The 17,876-nt window shown below is 40.9% G+C and carries 25 protein-coding genes and 3 tRNA genes; 26 read left to right on the top strand and 2 right to left on the bottom strand.

Annotated features, from left to right (window positions below; translation table 11 throughout):
- Nucleotides 1-13 precede the first annotated feature (13 nt).
- Nucleotides 14-103 (bottom strand) — tRNA-Ser (locus tag JM64_RS00245).
- A 93-nt stretch (nt 104-196) separates the two neighbouring features.
- Here JM64_RS00245 and JM64_RS00240 point away from each other — a divergent pair.
- The 14 genes from JM64_RS00240 to rpsS all read left to right on the top strand — a co-directional run bounded on the left by JM64_RS00240 (nt 197) and on the right by rpsS (nt 11,378).
- Nucleotides 197-2,203, top strand: coding sequence for an alpha-amylase family glycosyl hydrolase (locus JM64_RS00240; protein ID WP_064011018.1), 2,007 nt, complete (start codon nt 197-199; stop codon nt 2,201-2,203).
- Between the two features lie 219 nt (nt 2,204-2,422).
- Nucleotides 2,423-3,361 (top strand): L-lactate dehydrogenase, encoded by a 939-nt coding sequence (locus JM64_RS00235; protein ID WP_064011017.1) that lies wholly within the window; start codon nt 2,423-2,425, stop codon nt 3,359-3,361.
- Between the two features lie 74 nt (nt 3,362-3,435).
- A tRNA-Val gene (locus JM64_RS00230) sits at nt 3,436-3,510 on the top strand.
- Nucleotides 3,511-3,540: 30 nt separating this feature from the next.
- Nucleotides 3,541-3,615 (top strand) — tRNA-Gln (locus JM64_RS00225).
- Between the two features lie 205 nt (nt 3,616-3,820).
- Nucleotides 3,821-4,225 carry a 30S ribosomal protein S12 gene (rpsL, locus tag JM64_RS00220; protein WP_064011016.1) on the top strand — a complete coding sequence of 135 codons (405 nt, stop codon included), beginning with the start codon at nt 3,821-3,823 and terminating at the stop codon, nt 4,223-4,225.
- Between the two features lie 12 nt (nt 4,226-4,237).
- Nucleotides 4,238-4,705, top strand: a complete 468-nt coding sequence (rpsG, locus tag JM64_RS00215) for a 30S ribosomal protein S7 (RefSeq protein ID WP_029683956.1) — start codon at nt 4,238-4,240, stop codon at nt 4,703-4,705.
- A 38-nt stretch (nt 4,706-4,743) separates the two neighbouring features.
- Nucleotides 4,744-6,822 carry an elongation factor G gene (gene fusA / locus JM64_RS00210; protein ID WP_064011015.1) on the top strand — a complete coding sequence of 693 codons (2,079 nt, stop codon included), beginning with the start codon at nt 4,744-4,746 and terminating at the stop codon, nt 6,820-6,822.
- A 61-nt stretch (nt 6,823-6,883) separates the two neighbouring features.
- On the top strand, nt 6,884-8,083 hold the full coding sequence (gene tuf / locus JM64_RS00205) for an elongation factor Tu (RefSeq protein WP_064011014.1): 1,200 nt from the start codon (nt 6,884-6,886) through the stop codon (nt 8,081-8,083).
- Nucleotides 8,084-8,184: 101 nt separating this feature from the next.
- Complete coding sequence (rpsJ, locus tag JM64_RS00200; protein ID WP_014451929.1) at nt 8,185-8,493, top strand: 30S ribosomal protein S10; 309 nt, start codon at nt 8,185-8,187, stop codon at nt 8,491-8,493.
- 20 nt (nt 8,494-8,513) lie between these two features.
- Nucleotides 8,514-9,143 (top strand): 50S ribosomal protein L3, encoded by a 630-nt coding sequence (gene rplC / locus JM64_RS00195; protein WP_041262863.1) that lies wholly within the window; start codon nt 8,514-8,516, stop codon nt 9,141-9,143.
- A 97-nt stretch (nt 9,144-9,240) separates the two neighbouring features.
- Nucleotides 9,241-9,912: a 50S ribosomal protein L4 gene (rplD, locus tag JM64_RS00190; protein ID WP_014451927.1), complete on the top strand. Its 672-nt coding sequence runs from the start codon at nt 9,241-9,243 to the stop codon at nt 9,910-9,912.
- Entirely contained in the window at nt 9,909-10,211 is a 303-nt protein-coding gene (gene rplW, locus JM64_RS00185; protein WP_014451926.1) for a 50S ribosomal protein L23, read from the top strand. The genes rplD and rplW overlap by 4 nt, the downstream gene beginning before the upstream one ends.
- Before the next feature lie 13 nt (nt 10,212-10,224).
- Complete coding sequence (rplB, locus tag JM64_RS00180; RefSeq protein ID WP_064011013.1) at nt 10,225-11,052, top strand: 50S ribosomal protein L2; 828 nt, start codon at nt 10,225-10,227, stop codon at nt 11,050-11,052.
- 38 nt (nt 11,053-11,090) lie between these two features.
- On the top strand, nt 11,091-11,378 hold the full coding sequence (rpsS, locus tag JM64_RS00175; RefSeq protein WP_014451924.1) for a 30S ribosomal protein S19: 288 nt from the start codon (nt 11,091-11,093) through the stop codon (nt 11,376-11,378).
- 123 nt (nt 11,379-11,501) lie between these two features.
- Here rpsS and JM64_RS00170 read toward each other — a convergent pair whose 3' ends face one another.
- The gene (locus tag JM64_RS00170; protein ID WP_011994508.1) at nt 11,502-12,650 is read right to left on the bottom strand and encodes an IS110 family RNA-guided transposase; all 1,149 of its coding nucleotides are present in this window, start codon (nt 12,648-12,650) and stop codon (nt 11,502-11,504) included.
- Between the two features lie 240 nt (nt 12,651-12,890).
- Here JM64_RS00170 and rplV point away from each other — a divergent pair, with 240 nt between their 5' ends.
- The 12 genes from rplV to rplR all read left to right on the top strand — a co-directional run bounded on the left by rplV (nt 12,891) and on the right by rplR (nt 17,866).
- Nucleotides 12,891-13,340: a 50S ribosomal protein L22 gene (rplV, locus tag JM64_RS00165; RefSeq protein WP_014451923.1), complete on the top strand. Its 450-nt coding sequence runs from the start codon at nt 12,891-12,893 to the stop codon at nt 13,338-13,340.
- A gap of 29 nt (nt 13,341-13,369) precedes the next feature.
- On the top strand, nt 13,370-13,999 hold the full coding sequence (rpsC, locus tag JM64_RS00160) for a 30S ribosomal protein S3 (protein ID WP_014451922.1): 630 nt from the start codon (nt 13,370-13,372) through the stop codon (nt 13,997-13,999).
- Nucleotides 14,000-14,072: 73 nt separating this feature from the next.
- On the top strand, nt 14,073-14,501 hold the full coding sequence (gene rplP / locus JM64_RS00155; protein WP_014451921.1) for a 50S ribosomal protein L16: 429 nt from the start codon (nt 14,073-14,075) through the stop codon (nt 14,499-14,501).
- Nucleotides 14,498-14,698: a 50S ribosomal protein L29 gene (gene rpmC, locus JM64_RS00150; protein WP_014451920.1), complete on the top strand. Its 201-nt coding sequence runs from the start codon at nt 14,498-14,500 to the stop codon at nt 14,696-14,698. The genes rplP and rpmC overlap by 4 nt, the downstream gene beginning before the upstream one ends.
- Before the next feature lie 5 nt (nt 14,699-14,703).
- Nucleotides 14,704-15,012, top strand: a complete 309-nt coding sequence (gene rpsQ / locus JM64_RS00145) for a 30S ribosomal protein S17 (protein WP_014451919.1) — start codon at nt 14,704-14,706, stop codon at nt 15,010-15,012.
- On the top strand, nt 15,009-15,377 hold the full coding sequence (gene rplN, locus JM64_RS00140; RefSeq protein WP_014451918.1) for a 50S ribosomal protein L14: 369 nt from the start codon (nt 15,009-15,011) through the stop codon (nt 15,375-15,377). The genes rpsQ and rplN overlap by 4 nt, the downstream gene beginning before the upstream one ends.
- A gap of 13 nt (nt 15,378-15,390) precedes the next feature.
- Nucleotides 15,391-15,714: a 50S ribosomal protein L24 gene (gene rplX, locus JM64_RS00135; protein ID WP_014451917.1), complete on the top strand. Its 324-nt coding sequence runs from the start codon at nt 15,391-15,393 to the stop codon at nt 15,712-15,714.
- A gap of 13 nt (nt 15,715-15,727) precedes the next feature.
- On the top strand, nt 15,728-16,282 hold the full coding sequence (rplE, locus tag JM64_RS00130; RefSeq protein WP_064011012.1) for a 50S ribosomal protein L5: 555 nt from the start codon (nt 15,728-15,730) through the stop codon (nt 16,280-16,282).
- Nucleotides 16,283-16,307: 25 nt separating this feature from the next.
- The gene (locus tag JM64_RS00125; protein ID WP_029683944.1) at nt 16,308-16,493 is read left to right on the top strand and encodes a type Z 30S ribosomal protein S14; all 186 of its coding nucleotides are present in this window, start codon (nt 16,308-16,310) and stop codon (nt 16,491-16,493) included.
- A gap of 17 nt (nt 16,494-16,510) precedes the next feature.
- Nucleotides 16,511-16,915, top strand: a complete 405-nt coding sequence (rpsH, locus tag JM64_RS00120; protein WP_014451914.1) for a 30S ribosomal protein S8 — start codon at nt 16,511-16,513, stop codon at nt 16,913-16,915.
- Between the two features lie 14 nt (nt 16,916-16,929).
- Nucleotides 16,930-17,484 carry a 50S ribosomal protein L6 gene (gene rplF, locus JM64_RS00115; RefSeq protein ID WP_064011011.1) on the top strand — a complete coding sequence of 185 codons (555 nt, stop codon included), beginning with the start codon at nt 16,930-16,932 and terminating at the stop codon, nt 17,482-17,484.
- A gap of 13 nt (nt 17,485-17,497) precedes the next feature.
- Nucleotides 17,498-17,866: a 50S ribosomal protein L18 gene (gene rplR, locus JM64_RS00110; protein WP_064011010.1), complete on the top strand. Its 369-nt coding sequence runs from the start codon at nt 17,498-17,500 to the stop codon at nt 17,864-17,866.
- The last annotated feature ends 10 nt before the right edge of the window (nt 17,867-17,876 follow it).

Genomic DNA, 17,876 nt, shown 5'->3' with positions numbered 1-17,876 from the left:
AGACAATAAAAAATGGCGGAGGCGGTGGGACTCGAACCCACACGGTGGTTTGACCACCACCGATTTTCAAGACCGGCTCCTTAGCCAGTTCGGACACGCCTCCGTCCAGCACGAAAGATTATACAACAAGTCTTTGGTATCGTCAATAGCTGTGCTATATAAACAAAAACTGCTTGTGGATAAAGGAGGTATAAAAATGAAAGAGCTTAGGGAACTGAGCAAGTATCTCAAAAGAAAAATTACTGGTAAGACACTGTATGCCTTACCGCGTCAGTGGATTATTCCCAATTATTCTGGAAAGCTTTCCATGAAGGATGGAAGGTACTTTGTTGACCCTTATGAATATTACTCGATAATTATCGACACGATATTAGAAAACGACAAAGGTTTAGATTATTCAAAATCACTTGCGATGCTAAACGGCGAAAAGGATGCAACCTGGCTAAGAAAAGCAAAGATGTATGGTGCTCTGCCAAGAGCGACAACAGCTTATAACCACAAGGGATTTGGTGCCTTTGAACCTGAAGACATCTTCGGTTACAAAGAATCTGGAACATTCCTTAAAATGATAGGACTTTTACCCTATCTAAAAGAAATGGGAATAAACGTACTTTACATGCTTCCTATCTCCAAAATGAGCGATGTTTTCAAAAAAGGTGAGGTTGGTTCGCCATACGCTGTAAAAAACCCAATAGAATTAGATGAAAGTTACGCCGATCCACTCCTTGAAGGAATTAAGTTGGAAGAACAATTCAAAGCATTGGTGCAGGCTGCGCATATGCTTGGGATAAGAGTTGTACTGGATTTCATCCCACGCACAGCAGCAAGAGACAGCGATTTAATAAAGTCGCATCCTGATTGGTTTTACTGGATTAAAATTGAAGAAGCGGCGAGTTACAAACCGCCACGCATACCACAGCTTTCGTTTAAAATACCAGACCCCGAAGACTTAGAGGTTATATATTCATCGGAGGAAGTTAAAACACACCTGACCAAATTCACGTTCTCGCCAGATAAGATTGACAAAGAGAAATGGGAAAAAGTTAAGAAAATGGAAGGAGATATACTTTCAAACATAGCTAGAGAATTTGGAATCATAACACCTCCGGGTTTCTCAGACTGGGTCAACGACCCACAACCGACGTGGGACGATGTGACATTCCTTAGACTTTACCTTGACCATCCAGAAGCAAGTGCAAAGTATGTAAGTAAAGACCAACCACCATACGTACTATTTGATGTCATAAAATCAAGTAAATTCCCTGGTAGGAAGCCAAACAAAAAACTTTGGGAATACATAGCGAACATTATACCAACTTATCAGAAAAAATATGGCATCGATGGTGCAAGAATAGACATGGGACATGCACTACCTTCAGAGCTTCAGAATATGATAATCTCAGCTGCCAGAGAAATAGACCCGGCTTTTGGATTCATTGCCGAAGAATTAGAAATGAAAAACGACAAGAAAGCAAGAGCAGAAGGTTACGACTGTATTCTTGGAAATAGTTGGTATGCAGTTGCAAGACCTTCGGAATTCTACAGATTCATTGAAGAAATAATACCTAATCTTGAAGTTCCTTACATAGCTTCATGCGAAACACCTGACACTCCAAGAATCGTTGCAAGAGAAAATGGGAACAAGCTTAAATACCTCGCACCTGCTTTGCTGTATTTGTCACCAAATTCAATAGCTTACATCAACAGTGGTCAGGAAATAGAGGAGATTCAGCCTATGAATCTCGGGCTCGACAACACAATTTATGGAAAAACGCTATTACCACCTGATGACCAATTTTATGGAAAACTTGCCTTCTTTGATTATTACGCTCTGCACTGGGACAAAGCTAAAGAGGATATGTACAACTTTCTAAAATGGGTGTTGCTGATAAGGGATGAGATTTCTGAATTCATGGATTCTGAGTTCAGATACGTCTATTTAAATTACCAAGATGGAACAACTGCCAATTACAGTTATTGGAAAGGTGGTAAGGGAGTCATAGTACTTGGGAACCTTGATTTCGTACACGAAAAATATATAGAGATTCTTGTAAACGAAACAGTTGGTAGAAACGTAGAAGTAAAAAGTGTAACTGTAGTAACAAGACATGGAAAAAGGAAAATGGGTTTTTCATTTGGTAACAACATTCCTGTGAAACTGATGCCCGGCGATTTTGTAGTTCTGCTTGTTAATTGGGAGTAAATGATTATAACAGGTAAATCAGGTAAATGTTGTGAGGCGCACTCATTCGAGTGCGCCTTTTTGTATTTTTATAGATTTTTTATAGATTGTATTTTTATAGATTCCAGGCCAATCTTTAAATTAGATAGCCCTAAGTGACGTAGTGTGATATAATTATAGTAAAGAACAATTATGTAAAATTCTATAACTTTCTGCCCACAGGTGCTGGAGGTGATAAGCATGAAAGTTAGCATATATGGAGCTGGGCGTGTAGGAATTAGCGTAGCATTTTCTTTACTTCATTACGGTATTGTAGATGAACTGGTAATTGTTGATATTGACAAAAACAGGGCTGAAGGCGAGGCTTTAGATTTACTTCACGCATCAGCTGTTTTCAAATATTGCAACATCTACGCTGGAAAGCCGGAGGATACCAAAGATAGTGATTTTATTATCATCACCGCTGGTAGGGCGCAGAGACCAGGCGAAACAAGACTAGAGCTTCTTGCTGATAATGTTAGGATAATTAAAGGAATATCGGAGAATATCGTAAAGTATTCAAAAGATAGCTTGGTTATAAACATAACAAACCCCGTGGATGTTTTAACCTACTTTATTTGGAAATTCTCTGGATTACACTCTTCCAAAGTATTTGGTACTGGCACAACACTTGATACGGCAAGATTGAGAGCTTTGTTGGCAAAGCATTTAGACATTTCCCCGGCCAGTATTCATGCTTATGTTATTGGCGAGCATGGCGATAGTGAATTTATTCCGCTTTCGAACGCTATGGTTGGTGGAGTGCCTCTCACAGACTTTTGTGAAAAGTGCGAGAAAAAAGCAAGTGATACGATTCCATGCATCTCTTTCGAAAAAATAGCAAATGAGGTGAAAACGGCAGCTTATAAAATAATTGAGAAAAAGGGAGCAACAAATCTTGCTATAGGTGCCGTTACCGCAAAACTAATAGATAGCATTTGGAAAAACGAGCGACGAGTCTGGACACCTTCAGTATATATAGAGGATGTATATATTGGGTATCCAGCAGTTTTAGGAAGGAAAGGCGTCGAAAAGGTTATGCATCTAAAGTTAGAAAAAGACGAAAAAGAAAAGCTTGAACACTCAAAGGCGGTTATAAGAAGAGCCATAAAAGAGATAGAAGCTGCGATGTTAATTTAATTTCCGGATTGTCAAAAAATCCCCTTGACAGATTTATAGTGTCATAGTAAAATGTGTATCGCTTGACGAAGTGTGGGTGCGTAGCTCAGTGGGAGAGCGCTTCCTTGACGCGGAAGAGGTCGTAGGTTCAATCCCTGCCGCACCCACCAGTTTTTTATGAGCATTTAAAAACAAAGCGCTGGGGCGTCGTCTAATTGGCAGGACCCTGGACTTTGGCTCCAGTTGTGTAGGTTCGAGTCCTACCGCCCCAGCCAATTTCTCAAATTAAGCTTAGAGATGTTGGGCGCGTTTGCGCCCTTTATTTTGGATTTCTTGTTTTGTAGCCAGATATATTTTATATTCTCGCCAAAAACGCCCGACTTAGTGTTCGAAACAAAAAATTCACACGGGCTTTATTGTATTTTTGAAAATACGTGGTTATAATATCTCACGAATGTAGAGTTTGAAGGGAGGGTTAAGATGCCAACGATTAATCAGTTAGTGAGACACGGTAGGCAGAAAGTTAAGGAAAAATCCAAGTCACCAGCGCTTCAAGGACACCCACAGAAAAGAGGAGTTTGTGTTAGGGTTTCCACAATGACCCCAAAGAAACCAAACTCCGCTTTGAGAAAGATTGCAAAGGTTAGACTTTCAAACGGTATAGAAGTTACTGCATACATTCCCGGTATAGGACACAACCTACAAGAGCACTCTATCGTGCTTGTAAGAGGTGGAAGGGTTAAGGACTTGCCAGGTGTTAGATACAAGATAATCCGTGGAACCCTTGACGCAGCTGGTGTTGAGAACAGGCGCCAAAGCAGAAGTAAGTACGGTGCTAAGAGACCAAAAGCGGGTGCAGCTGCGGCAGCTAAGGGTAAGAAATAAGGAGGGAATTAGATGAGGCGAAGAAGAGCCGAAGTTAGGGTAGTCCCACCAGACCCAGTTTACGGTGAAGTACTTGTAACTAAGATGATTAATAAAGTTATGTGGGATGGAAAGAAGTCAATCGCTCAGAAAATAGTGTACGGTGCTATCGAAATTCTTGAGCAAAAAACAGGAAAGAGTGGTATCGAAGTTTTCAAGCAGGCGGTAGAAAATGTCAAGCCTGTTGTTGAAGTTAGACCAAGAAGGGTTGGCGGTGCAACGTATCAAGTCCCTGTTGAAGTCCAGGAACCAAGAAAGACAGCACTTGCAATTAGATGGATAGTCGAAGCCGCAAGGTCGAAGAAAGGTAAACCAATGAAAGAGAAACTTGCAGAGGAGCTTTTAAACGCTTACAACAATACGGGTGCTGCAATTAAGAAGAGAGACGACGTCCACAAAATGGCGGAAGCTAACAGAGCATTTGCACACTTTAGATGGTAATTTAAAACGAAAAAGAAAGTGCCTTCGAGGAGGAAACTATGGAAGAGATAAAGGCTTTATATGTCGACTTGGATAAGCTTAGAAACATCGGAATAATGGCTCACATTGACGCCGGTAAGACAACAACAACCGAGCGTATTCTCTTTTTCACTGGAAGAAAACACACCATCGGAAGTGTTGATGATGGAACCGCTACGATGGACTGGATGATACAGGAAAAGGAAAGAGGTATAACCATAACATCAGCAGCAACAACGTGTTTCTGGAAAGGTCACAGGATAAACATAATCGATACTCCAGGTCACGTTGACTTTACAATCGAAGTGGAAAGGTCACTAAGGGTTCTGGACGGAGCTATTGCTGTTTTCGACGCGACTGCCGGTGTTGAACCACAGTCTGAAACCGTCTGGAGACAAGCTGATAAGTACAACGTTCCAAGAATCGCGTTCATGAACAAAATGGATAAGACAGGTGCAGATTTCGAAATGGCTGTCCAGACTATGGTTGAAAGGCTCGGAGCTCATCCTATTCCAGTCCAAATACCGATGGGTGCTGAAAGTGATTTCAAGGGTATCATTGACCTGATACAGATGAAAGCCATCAGGTGGTTGAATCCAGAAGGTACGGAATATGTTTATGAAGAGATACCGGAAGAATGGCGTGAAAAAGCAGAAGAAGCCAGGGAAGATATGATTGAAAAAATAGCCGAAGTAGATGACGAAATAATGATGCTCTATCTTGAAGGGGAAGAACCTACGGAAGAGCAGATTCACGACGCCCTAAGAAGAATCACGATAGGGAACCTTGGAACACCTGTGTTTTGTGGTTCTGCCAAGATGAATGTAGGCATTCAGCCACTATTGGATGGTGTTATCAGGTATCTTCCATCTCCACTTGATTTGCCACCTGTTAGAGGCTACGATAAAAACGGAAACGAAGTACAAGTATTTCCAAAAGAAGATGCACCTTTTGTTGCCTATGCATTTAAGATACAGACTGATCCATACGTTGGTAAACTTACATTCTTACGTGTTTACAGTGGACGTTTGGAAAAAGGAAGTTATGTTATCAACACTACAAAAGGTGTAAAAGAACGTGTTTCAAGGTTGATATTCTTACATGCAGATAAGAGAGAAGACGTTGAATATGTCAGGGCTGGAGACATTGTTGGTGTCATCGGAATGAAGAGCACAATCACAGGTGATACTGTGTGTGAAGAAGGAACATACGTGATACTTGAGAAGATGGAATTTCCTGAACCGGTCATTTCCATCGCTATAGAGCCGGAAACTAAAGATGACGAAACAAAGCTTTCAAAAGCACTGCAAGCACTTCTTGAAGAAGATCCTTCGCTTAGAGAATATGTTGACCAAGAGACTGGAGAAACAATTCTTGCAGGCATGGGTGAACTCCACTTAGAAATCATTGTGGATAGGCTCAAAAGAGAATTCAACGTAAACGTCAGGGTTGGTAAACCACAGGTTGCTTACAGGGAAACGATAACCAGACCTGTGAGAGCGGAAGGTAAATACATTAGACAGAGCGGTGGTAGAGGTCAATACGGACACGTTGTTGTTGAATTCGAACCTCTAAGCCTTGACAAGACATTTGAATTTGAAGACAGAACAGTTGGTGGTGTGATACCAAAACAATACATTCCGGCAATTGAAGAAGGCATTAGAGAAGCAATGCAAGTTGGTGTTCTTGCAGGCTATCCAGTAGTTGGAGTAAAAGCTACGCTTGTTGATGGTTCTTACCACGAAGTTGACTCATCAGAAATGGCATTTAAGATAGCAGCAAGCATGGCATTTAAGGAAGCGATGGAAAAAGGTGCACCAGTTCTTTTGGAACCAATAATGAAAGTTGAAGTTACGACACCAGAAGAATACATGGGTAACATCATTGCAGATTTGAATTCCAGAAGAGCGCATATTGATGCACTTGAGAACAGAGGACACTTGAGAGTTATAAGGGCACTTGTACCATTAAGTGAAATGTTTGGTTACGCAACAACACTCAGGTCACTTTCTCAAGGAAGGGCGAACTACGTAATGGTCCTTTCGCACTACGACAAAGTACCTGACAAAGTTGCGGAAAAGATACTGAAGGGTGTTTAATTTACGAACAATTAACAAAAAAACTATACTCCACCATAGGTGAAGAAGGAGGGTCAAAGGTATGGCAAAGGAAAAATTTGTAAGAACCAAGCCTCACATGAACGTCGGTACGATTGGACACATTGACCACGGAAAGACAACACTTACAGCAGCTATCACAAAGTACTGTTCATTCTTTGGATGGGCAGAGTACACACCATACGAAATGATTGACAAGGCACCAGAAGAAAGAGCAAGAGGTATTACCATCAACATAACACACGTTGAATACCAAACAGAGAAGAGACACTACGCACACATCGACTGCCCAGGCCACGCTGACTACATCAAGAACATGATTACAGGTGCAGCTCAGATGGATGGAGCAATTCTTGTTGTTGCAGCAACAGACGGTCCAATGCCACAAACAAGAGAACACGTCCTTCTTGCAAGGCAAGTTAACGTTCCAGCAATGATAGTTTTCATTAACAAAGTTGACATGGTAGACGACCCAGAACTTGTTGACCTTGTTGAAATGGAAGTCAGAGACCTTCTCAGCAAATACGAATTCCCTGGTGACGAAGTTCCTGTAATCAGAGGTTCTGCTCTCAAAGCAGTTGAAGCAAACGATCCAAATGACCCAGCATTCAAACCAATTAAGGAACTTCTCGATGCAATGGACAACTACTTCCCAGAACCAGTTCGTGAAGTTGACAAACCATTCCTTATGCCTGTTGAAGACGTTTTCTCAATCACAGGTAGGGGTACGGTTGTCACAGGAAGAATTGAACGTGGTGTAATTAAACCAGGTGTTGAAGCTGAAATTATCGGTATGAGCTACGAAATCAAGAAGACAGTTATCACAAGCGTTGAAATGTTCAGAAAAGAACTCGATGAAGCAATCGCTGGTGACAACGTCGGATGTCTGCTCAGAGGTATCGACAAGGACGAAGTAGAAAGAGGACAAGTTCTTGCAAAACCAGGTTCCATTACACCACACAAGAAGTTCAAAGCGAACATCTACGTTTTGAAGAAAGAAGAAGGTGGACGCCATACGCCATTTACAAAAGGTTACAAACCACAATTCTACATCAGAACAGCTGATGTTACAGGCGAAATTGTTGACCTCCCAGCTGGTGTAGAAATGGTTATGCCTGGTGATAACGTCGAAATGACAATCGAACTCATTTACCCAGTTGCTATTGAAAAAGGTATGAGGTTTGCAGTTCGTGAAGGTGGAAAAACGGTTGGAGCAGGCGTTGTTTCTGAAATAATTGAATAATCTCATTTTTCAAGACCTGATTATGTAAATAGAGTAATTGGCTCTTTGACAAAACGGTAATCGGGGGGGTTCCCCCCCTTTTCTAAGAAGGAGGGTAAGACATGCCAGGACAGAAAATTAGAATCAGACTCAGGGCATATGACCATAGATTACTAGATGAATCTGCTAAGAAGATAGTGGAAGTAGCTAAGCAAACAAATGCAAAGGTTTCCGGACCAATTCCACTACCAACGGAAAGAACGCTTTACGTTGTTCTCAGGTCACCATTGAAACATAAAGACTCACGTGAGCAATTTGAAAAGAAAATACACAAGAGACTTATAGATATCATTGAACCCAATTCAAAAACGATTGACGCTCTGATGAAGATAAATCTTCCAGCAGGTGTCGACGTTGAAATCAATCTGTGAGTCCTCGGAGGTGTTTTATGATGAAATTTATAATTGCTAGAAAAATCGGAATGACCCGCTTGTGGAAAGATGACAAGGTTGTTCCAGTGACGGTTTTGAAGGCTGGTCCATGCGTTGTTGTTCAGAAGAAAACCGTTGATAAAGATGGTTACAATGCTGTCCAGCTTGGATTTGAAGAAGTCAGTGAGAAGAAACTCACAAAGCCACTTCTTGGAGTTTTCAAGAAAGCAAACGTGAAACCTATGAGAGTATTAAAAGAATTTAGAGTAGACAACGTAGACGAATACTCCGTCGGACAAGAAATCACAGTTGCAATTTTCCAAGAAGGCGATAAAATTGACATTACGGGTTGGACCAAAGGTAGAGGTTTCGCAGGTGCAATGAAGAGATGGAACTTCCAGGGTGGTCCAAAATCACATGGTGCGAAATTCCACAGAGAACTTGGTTCTGTCGGTCAGCACACCGAACCAGCAAGGATTTTCAAAGGTAAGAGGATGCCTGGAAGGTATGGAAATGAAAGGGTCACAATACTCAATTCGGAAGTTGTGAAAGTTGACCCCGAAAATAACCTTATAGCGGTTAAAGGTGGAGTGCCAGGAGCGAGGGGCAGCCTTGTTCTCATCAGAAGCGCTGTGAAAGTGGATAAGTGATTATTCTAAATATTATTAAATATTATTTTGAAGCATGGCGCTTTCTGATAGAGTTCAGGGACGTGCTCCGAAAACGGAGTAAGGGAGGAAGAAGAACATGGCACATGTGGCACTTTGGAACATAAAAGGTGAGAAGATTGGAACAATCGAAGTTAGTGACGAAGTTTTTAACATCGAACCAAACCTTGATGTTATGTGGCGCTACATCGATATGCAGCTTACAAACGCAAGAGCAGGAACAGCATCTACAAAGACTAGAGGAGAAGTTTCCGGTGGTGGAAGGAAACCGTGGCCACAAAAACACACTGGTAGGGCAAGGCAAGGCTCGATAAGGGCTATTCACTGGAGACACGGTGGTGTTGCTCACGGTCCAAAACCAAGAAAATTCTTGAAGAGATTGAACAAGAAGATGAAAAGACTCGCATTGAAGTCAGCACTATCCGTAAGATTCAGAGAAGGGAACCTCATTGTTCTGAGTGATATACGATTTGATAAACCTCAAACGAAACAGATGAGAGAAGTCTTGAAGGCCCTCGGAATCGCTGACGAAAAGGTTCTTTTCGTTCTTCCAAAGAAAGAAGATTCTTACGTAAACGTAAAGCTTTCCGGAAGAAACATTCCAGGTGTGAAGGTTATCATCGCAGATAACCCGAACAACAATGAAGGAAATAACATCGACGGTTTGAACGTTTACGACATTATCAATGCATCAAAGGTTGTCCTTACTGAGGGCACCGTTCGCAAAATTGAGGAGGTGCTCGGAAAATGAGAAAAGATTATTCTGACATTATCATCAGACCGATTATCAGTGAAAAATCAATGAACCTGAGAGCAGAAAGAGAATACGTATTCGAAGTAGACAAAAATGCAAATAAGAAAGAGATAAAAGAAGCAGTTGAAAAACTTTTTAACGTTAAAGTAGAACGAGTCAACACACTTATCGTGAAGCCAAAGCCCAAAAGAGACCTCAGAAGAGGTTATATGGCAAGAGAAGGACATACAAAAGAATGGAAAAAAGCCATAGTCAAATTAGCAGAAGGCTACACGATTAAAGAACTCCAAGCGTAAGGGGTGAATAACAATGGGTCTTAAAAGATTCAAGCCAACAACTCCAGGTAGAAGATTCATGGTCATACCAGACTTTTCGGAAATCACAAAAACAGAACCCGAAAAGTCGTTGGTAGTTCCTCTTAAGAAGACGGGAGGAAGGAACCACCACGGAAGAATCACAGTGAGATTCAGAGGTGGTGGCCACAAGAGGCTTTACAGGATAGTTGACTTCAGAAGATGGGAAAAAGAAAATATTCCCGCGAAAGTTGTTGCAATAGAGTACGATCCTAACAGAACAGCAAGAATTGCTCTGCTTGTTTACGCTGATGGTGAGAAGAGATACATACTTGCTCCAAACGGTTTAAACGTTGGAGACACAGTGATGGCTGGACCAAACGCTGAAATAAAACCAGGTAACGCGCTGCCACTTGAAAACATCCCAGTTGGTACAATTGTTCACAACATAGAGTTCTACCCACGTGGTGGTGCTAAAATAGCAAGAAGTGCTGGTGTTTCTTGTCAGTTAATGGCAAAAGAAGGCGACTATGCACTTCTTAGAATGCCTTCTGGAGAGCTTCGCAAAGTTCACGTAAGATGCTACGCAACAGTTGGCGTTGTAGGGAACGAAGACCACAAAAACGAGGTTTCCGGTAAAGCCGGTAGGGAAAGATGGAAAGGTAGAAGACCACATGTCCGTGGTGTTGTTATGAACCCGGTTGATCACCCACACGGTGGTGGAGAAGGTAGAGGTAAAGGTCACCATCCACAGAGTCCATGGGGCGTTCCAGCAAAGGGTTACAAGACAAGAAGAGGTAAGAGACCAAGTGATAAATTCATTGTAAGAAGAAGGAACGCTTAATAAGCTGATAAGTGTTGAGCAATCAGGAGGTGTAATAAATGAGCCGTTCCAGTAAAAAAGGACCTTACGTAGATCCGAAACTGTTAAAGAAGATAAGAATGCTTAACGAGACTGGTGAAAAGAAGATTATCAAAACATGGAGCAGGGCAAGTACAATCGTTCCCGAAATGGTTGGCCACACAATTGCGGTCTACAACGGTATGAAACACATTCCGGTCTACATAACGGAAAACATGGTTGGTCACAAGCTTGGCGAATTCTCGTTCACCAGGAGATTTGGAGGTCACACGAACAAATCAGCTAAAAAAGGTGAGGTCAAGAAATAAGATTTCCGGTAATAAGTCAAGAGGAGAAAAAATAGAAAAATAAAAAACCTAGTCAACACTTTGACTTTCAATAACTTAATATTTCACTTTCATTCTTCACATACTTGATTTCGTTCTTTTTACCTATTTCATCGGTACATACGGTACGTTGTTCTTTAGTAAATAATACACTAAATTTACTAATTTCCTTGCAGTTAATATTAGCGCTCTCATGTGTTTGTGTGTTGTTGCTTCTGCGTACTTTTTGCGATAATATTCTTTGTATACAGGATCGTATGTCTTTACTCCGTTCGCTGCCATTACTAGGTATGTTCTTAGATACTTGTTCCCTTTTTTCGTTAGTTGGTTGTTTTCTGATTTGTAATTTCCACTTTGATTGATTGTCCATACAAGCCCTGCGTATGATGCTAACGCTGAGGCTTTTTCGAAACGATTGATGTCTCCTATTTCGGCTATAATTCCAGCTGCAGTTATTTCTCCTATCCCTTTGACTGTTGTTAGTGTGTTCGAAATTACTTTAAGTAATTTACTTATTTCTTTCTTTACTAGTTCGATTTGTTTTTCATAGTGCTGTATCAAATCGATAGTGGAAACAATAGATATTCTCAGAGTGTTTGAAGGATTAACAGACAACCTCAAGGCATCTTTAGCAAGAGTTTGGAGTTTTTCTGCTAAGACTTGTGAAGAGACATTGTGTCTGGAAATTTTCGCAATATATTCAAATAACTCTTCAATTGGCATGTTTGCGATTTCTTCGATTGTATAATCTTTAAGCAGGCATTCGAAAGTCTTATTTAGTTTAAAGTCAAGTTTAGGGAAATAAAGAGAAACATACGAATAGAGCCTAAGTTTCAATCGAGCGATATCTTCGTTGAACTTTAAATAAAGTCTGGTGAGATTACGAAGCTCAGAGATGATATATGAGTTATTGACAAAAGGGACTAAAGACTCAGGAAATTTAGAAGCGATAGAGAAAATAAGTTCAGCATCGATTTTGTCAGTTTTAGGACGATTGAGAATTTTGCGATAGAGCTTAATGTTATCAGTTTTAACCCAAAAGACAGGTACGTTGTTTTGAAAGAAGAAGTTAGCGACATTAAAAGAAAAAACACCAGTTGATTCAAGGACAAGAGAAAAATCGGAAGAAGAAGCAAAAGCTTTGTTAAAAAGTTCAACAATACCTTGAGGAGAGTTCTCAACAGTCCCACTACCGATGAAATCAGAAAAGAAAGAAAGATAGTTCTTTGAGACATCAATAGCTAAAATAGCCAAAGGAATCACCTCCGGATTGAGTACAGCCTTACAACCTCGCGGTACATAAGAAAACGAGGCAAAACATTTTCCGGCAAGTAAAAAGCTGTACTCTAGTTAGGCAATCTTATTTAAGAGAACAAAGTCTCAAGGAGGGGCAACCTGAAACTATTTTACCAGAGGTGTTAAAAAATATGCATTCAATTTTCAAAGACCAATTTTAATTTTTACCGAACTTATTATACGAGGAGGGAGTATATAATGCAACCCATCGTCAAACGAGAAGGACTCAAAAGGTCCAAGTTCCATGCGAAACGTAAAGAGGTTCTCGCAACGTTACCAAAATATGAAGCACGTGCTGTTGCAAGGTTCGTGCGCATATCTCCTAGGAAGGCAAGAGCTGTTGTTAACTCCATAAGGGGTAAAAATGTTTCAGAAGCGTATACAATTCTTGAATTTTCGCCTAAAAAGGCTGCACGAATCGTGTACAATGTGCTAAAATCTGCAGTAGCGAATGCAACGAATAACTTTGGACTTTCCGAAGACAACCTTTATGTTGCCGAATGCTACGTAAACGACGGACCAAGAATGAAGAGAGTTTGGCCACGCGGTAGAGGAAGAGCGGACATCATTCAGAAAAGGATGTCCCATATAACTGTTGTTGTTAGAGACAGGGAAAAAGAAAAAGAATACAAAGAAAATGCAAAATAATACAAAAACATGCTTGTGAGGTGATATAGGTGGGTCAAAAAGTTCATCCAAAGGGTTTTAGGCTCGGATTAACGGCAGAATGGGACGCACAGTGGTTCAATGAGAAAAAATACAGTGAATACTTACTCGAAGACGAAGCCATCAGGGACTTCATAAAGAAAACATACAACCAAGCAGGTATTGCAAGAGTATTTATCCAAAGACCAGATGCTGAAAGAGTATTGGTCACTATCCATGCAGCAAGACCTGGAATTCTCATCGGAAGAAAAGGTGCTGGCATAACAGAACTCAGACAATCACTCGAGAGCAAATTTAACAGGAAGTTTGGTGTTGACATAGTCGAAGTAAAAACGCCTGAGACTGAGGCAACACTCGTAGCAGAATCCATTGCACAGAAAATTGAGAAGAGGGCTTCCTACAAGATTGTCATGAAAAGAGCAATCGCTGCTGCAATGAGAAGAGGAGCAAAGGGAATAAAGATAATGGTCTCTGGTAGGTTGGCAGGTGCTGAAATTGCAAGAACTGAGTGGTATTTGAAGGGAAGACTCCCACTCCAGACGCTTAGAGCTATTATAGATTACTCTACAGCCAGAGCGGAAACAAAATATGGAACCATAGGTGTGAAAGTTTGGATATACAAAGGCGACGCGAATATATAACGCAAAAATGATTTTTTAGAACTTATCGACTCGAGAACGTGACACGATAGTGTAAAAGGAGGTTAGCAAAACCATGTTGATGCCGAAAAGAGTAAAATACAGAAAACAGCAAAGAGGCCGAACAAAAGGCGATGCAAAAGGTGGAGCATTGGTTGTTTTTGGTGAATACGGCCTTAAAGCATTAGAACCAGCTTGGATTACAGCACAACAGATAGAAGCTTGCAGGTTGGCGATAACAAGGACTCTCAAAAAGGAAGGAAAACTGTGGATAAAGATATTCCCAGACAAGTCCTACACGAAACATCCACCTGAAACAAAACTCGGAAAAGGTAAGGGTAACGTTGAAGGTTGGGTTGCTGTAGTAAAACCGGGAAAGGTAATGTTTGAAATCGGTGGTGTGGACGAAGAAACAGCTATCAAAGCGCTCGAATACGCGGCAACAAAACTTCCGATAAAGACAAAGATAGTTACGAGACATCACATAGGTGGTGAAGCAGTATGAAGCCTGTGGAAATTAGAAATATGAGCAATGAAGAATTGTTAAAGCTTTTAGAGGAAAAGAAAAGAACACTTATGAACTTGAGATTCCAAAACGCGATGGGAGAACTTAGGGACTTCAGCTTGATTCAAAAAACCAAAAGGGACATTGCACGAATCAAAACAATCCTTCGCGAACGTGAACTTGGTATAAGGAGGTAATCCACATGCCTAAGAAAAGATTCATCGGAGTTGTTGTTAGCGATAAAATGGATAAGACTGTAACTGTTAAAGTGGAAAGACTTGTTAAACATCCAAAGTTTGGAAAATATGTGAAAAGATCTAAGAAATTCTACGCTCACGATGAGAACAACGCTTGTAGGATTGGAGACATTGTCGAAATTGAAGAATCAAGACCTCTCAGCAAATTGAAAAGATGGGTCGTTGTAAGAATCGTTGAACGTTCAAGACTTGGAGAAACGCCTGAGGCAGAGGTATTAGACACGGAACTACTTGAAGGGGGTAGTGAACAATGATACAGAACGAAAGCTACCTCGTAGCAGCGGACAATTCTGGTGCTAAGGTTTTAAGAGTTATAAGAGTGCTTGGAGGTTCTCACAAGAAGTATGGAACAGTTGGTGACATTGTGGTTTGCAGCGTTAGGGAAGCTGTACCAAACACAGATATTAAGAAGGGCGATGTTGTAAAAGCAGTTATCGTGAGGACAAGAAAAGAAATTAGAAGACCAGATGGAAGTTACATAAGATTTGATGACAATGCAGCTGTAGTGCTTGATAAGTTTAATCAACCAAAGGGAACACGTGTCTTTGGACCAGTGGCAAGGGAACTGAGAGAAAAAGGATTCATGAAAATCGTATCTCTTGCTCCAGAAGTATGGTAAGGGGTGGTAATCGATGGCACAGAAGATTAAAAAAGGTGATACAGTTCAAGTTATTTCTGGAAGAGACAAAGGTAAAAGAGGAGAAGTTATACAAGTTCTCCCAAAGGAACAGAAGATTCTTGTCAGAGGAGTAAACGTTGTAAAGAGACACCAAAGACCTACCGGACAACTGAGACAGGGCGGAATTATCGAGAAAGAATCCCCGCTTTACTGGTCAAAAGTTATGCTCGTATGTCCAAGCTGCGATAAACCAACAAGAGTTGGGTTTAAAGTGCTCGAAGACGGTTCAAAGGTGAGATTTTGCAAGAAATGCGGAGAAATCATAGATAAGAAGTAAGGAGGAGTAAAAAATGGCCTACGAATACGTACCGCTGAAAGATAAATACCTTAATGAAGTGGTACCGACATTAATGAAAGAATTTGGTTACAAAAATATCCATGAGGTTCCAAGACTAGTTAAAGTTGTAATTAACATGGGTGTTGGAGAAGGTGCGAGAAATAAAGAAATCATTGAAGCGCACGCAAGAGAGCTTGCATTGATTACAGGTCAAAAGCCTCTCATTACGAGGGCAAAGAAAAGTATATCCAACTTCAAAATCAGAAAAGGCATGACAATTGGTGTTAAGGTAACGCTCAGGGGACCAAGGATGTACAATTTTGTTTACAAGCTCGTCAACCTTGTTCTTCCAAAAGTTAGGGACTTCAGAGGACTTAATCCAAATTCGTTTGACGGAAAAGGAAATTACAGCTTTGGTTTAACAGAACAACTCGTCTTCCCGGAAATTTCACCAGACCAGATTAAAAGAATCCAAGGTATGGATATCATAATTGTTACAACGGCGAAGAGAGACGAGGAAGCAAGAAGGCTTTTGGAATTGCTTGGCTTCCCATTCAGAAAGCAGTAAGATAATCATGAGGAGGGAATATTAAATGGCAAAAAAATCAATGGTTGAAAGATGGAAGAAGCCAAAAAAGTACAAAGTTAGAGAATACACAAGATGCCATATCTGTGGAAGGGTTCACTCAGTTTACAGAGAATTCGGAATATGCAGAGTTTGCTTTAGAAGACTCGCTAACGAGGGAAAACTCCCGGGCGTTAGGAAAGCAAGTTGGTAATCATGGAGGTGTTAACCGTGTGGAGCGACCCAATAGCTGACATGCTTACAAGAATAAGAAATGCGAACCTTGTTTTCAAAGACCAAGTAGATGTTCCTGCTTCTAACCTCAAAAAAGCGATAGCTGATATTCTTGTAAGAGAGGGATTCATAAAAGGGTACACGTATATTGAAGACGGTAAACAAGGGATACTCAGAATTCAAATGAAATACAAAGGTTCAAGAAAGAACAGAGAAAGAGTAATTCACGGGATTGTGCGTGTTTCTAAACCTGGGAGAAGGATTTACGTTGGTAAAGCAAACCTCCCAAGAGTTAAGAATGGATTAGGAATAGCTATTCTCTCAACATCCAAAGGTGTGCTCACCGACAAGGAAGCGGCTGAACTTGGAGTCGGTGGAGAAGTTATCGCCTACATCTGGTAAGGAGGTGCAACCACATGTCTCGTATTGCGAAAAAACCTGTCGTACTTCCATCGAACGTTCAGTTAACAATCACCGACTCTGAAATAAAGGTTAAGGGTCCAAAAGGCGAGTTGAAACTTGCTACTCATCCATATGTGAATATCAAGGTAGAAGGTAACGAAGTGTGGTTTTCCCCAAACCTTGATGTTGCAAAAAGAAAAGCAGACGAAAAGAAATTTAAAGCTATGGTTGGAACATACTGGAGACTAGTAAGAAACATGGTAATTGGCGTTACAGAAGGATTCAAGAAAGAACTTGAAATCGTTGGTGTTGGATACAGGGCACAACTCCAAGGTAACAAGCTTATCATGAACCTTGGATATGCTCATCCAGTTGAAATGGATATACCAGCAGATGTAAAAGTAGAAGTGCCAGCACCGAACAAAATCATCGTTAGTGGAATCGACAAGCAAAGGGTAGGACAATTCGCAGCGGATATTAGAAGATGGAGAGAACCCAACCCATACAGTGGAAAAGGTATTAAATACGTAGACGAAGTTATCAGACTCAAAGAAGGAAAGAAAGCATAAGGGGGTATAAAACGTGATTAAGAGAGAAGACCGCAAGAAATTGAGGCTTGTCAGGCATAGAAGAATAAGGAAAAAAATATTTGGAACACCTGAGAGACCGAGACTCGCCGTCTACAGAAGCGAAAAGCACATCTACGCACAGATAATAGATGACACTGTTGGAAGAACACTTGTCGCAGCATCCACGGTTGAAAAAGACATAAAAGAAAGAGTTAAAAAGACTTGGAATGTTGCAGCAGCTAAAGAGGTAGGAAAAATCATTGCAGAAAGAGCATTGGCAAAGGGTATCACTACCGTTGTTTTTGACCGTGGCGGATTTAAATACCACGGAAGAATTAAAGCTCTTGCGGATGCTGCAAGAGAAGCTGGACTGAAATTCTAATTGTGTAGGT

The sequence above is a fragment of the Fervidobacterium pennivorans genome, assembly GCF_001644665.1.
Classification (GTDB): domain Bacteria; phylum Thermotogota; class Thermotogae; order Thermotogales; family Fervidobacteriaceae; genus Fervidobacterium; species Fervidobacterium ngatamarikiense.
The sequence above is the reverse complement of the archived record's forward strand: the minus strand, read 5'-3'. Positions and strand labels throughout refer to the sequence as shown.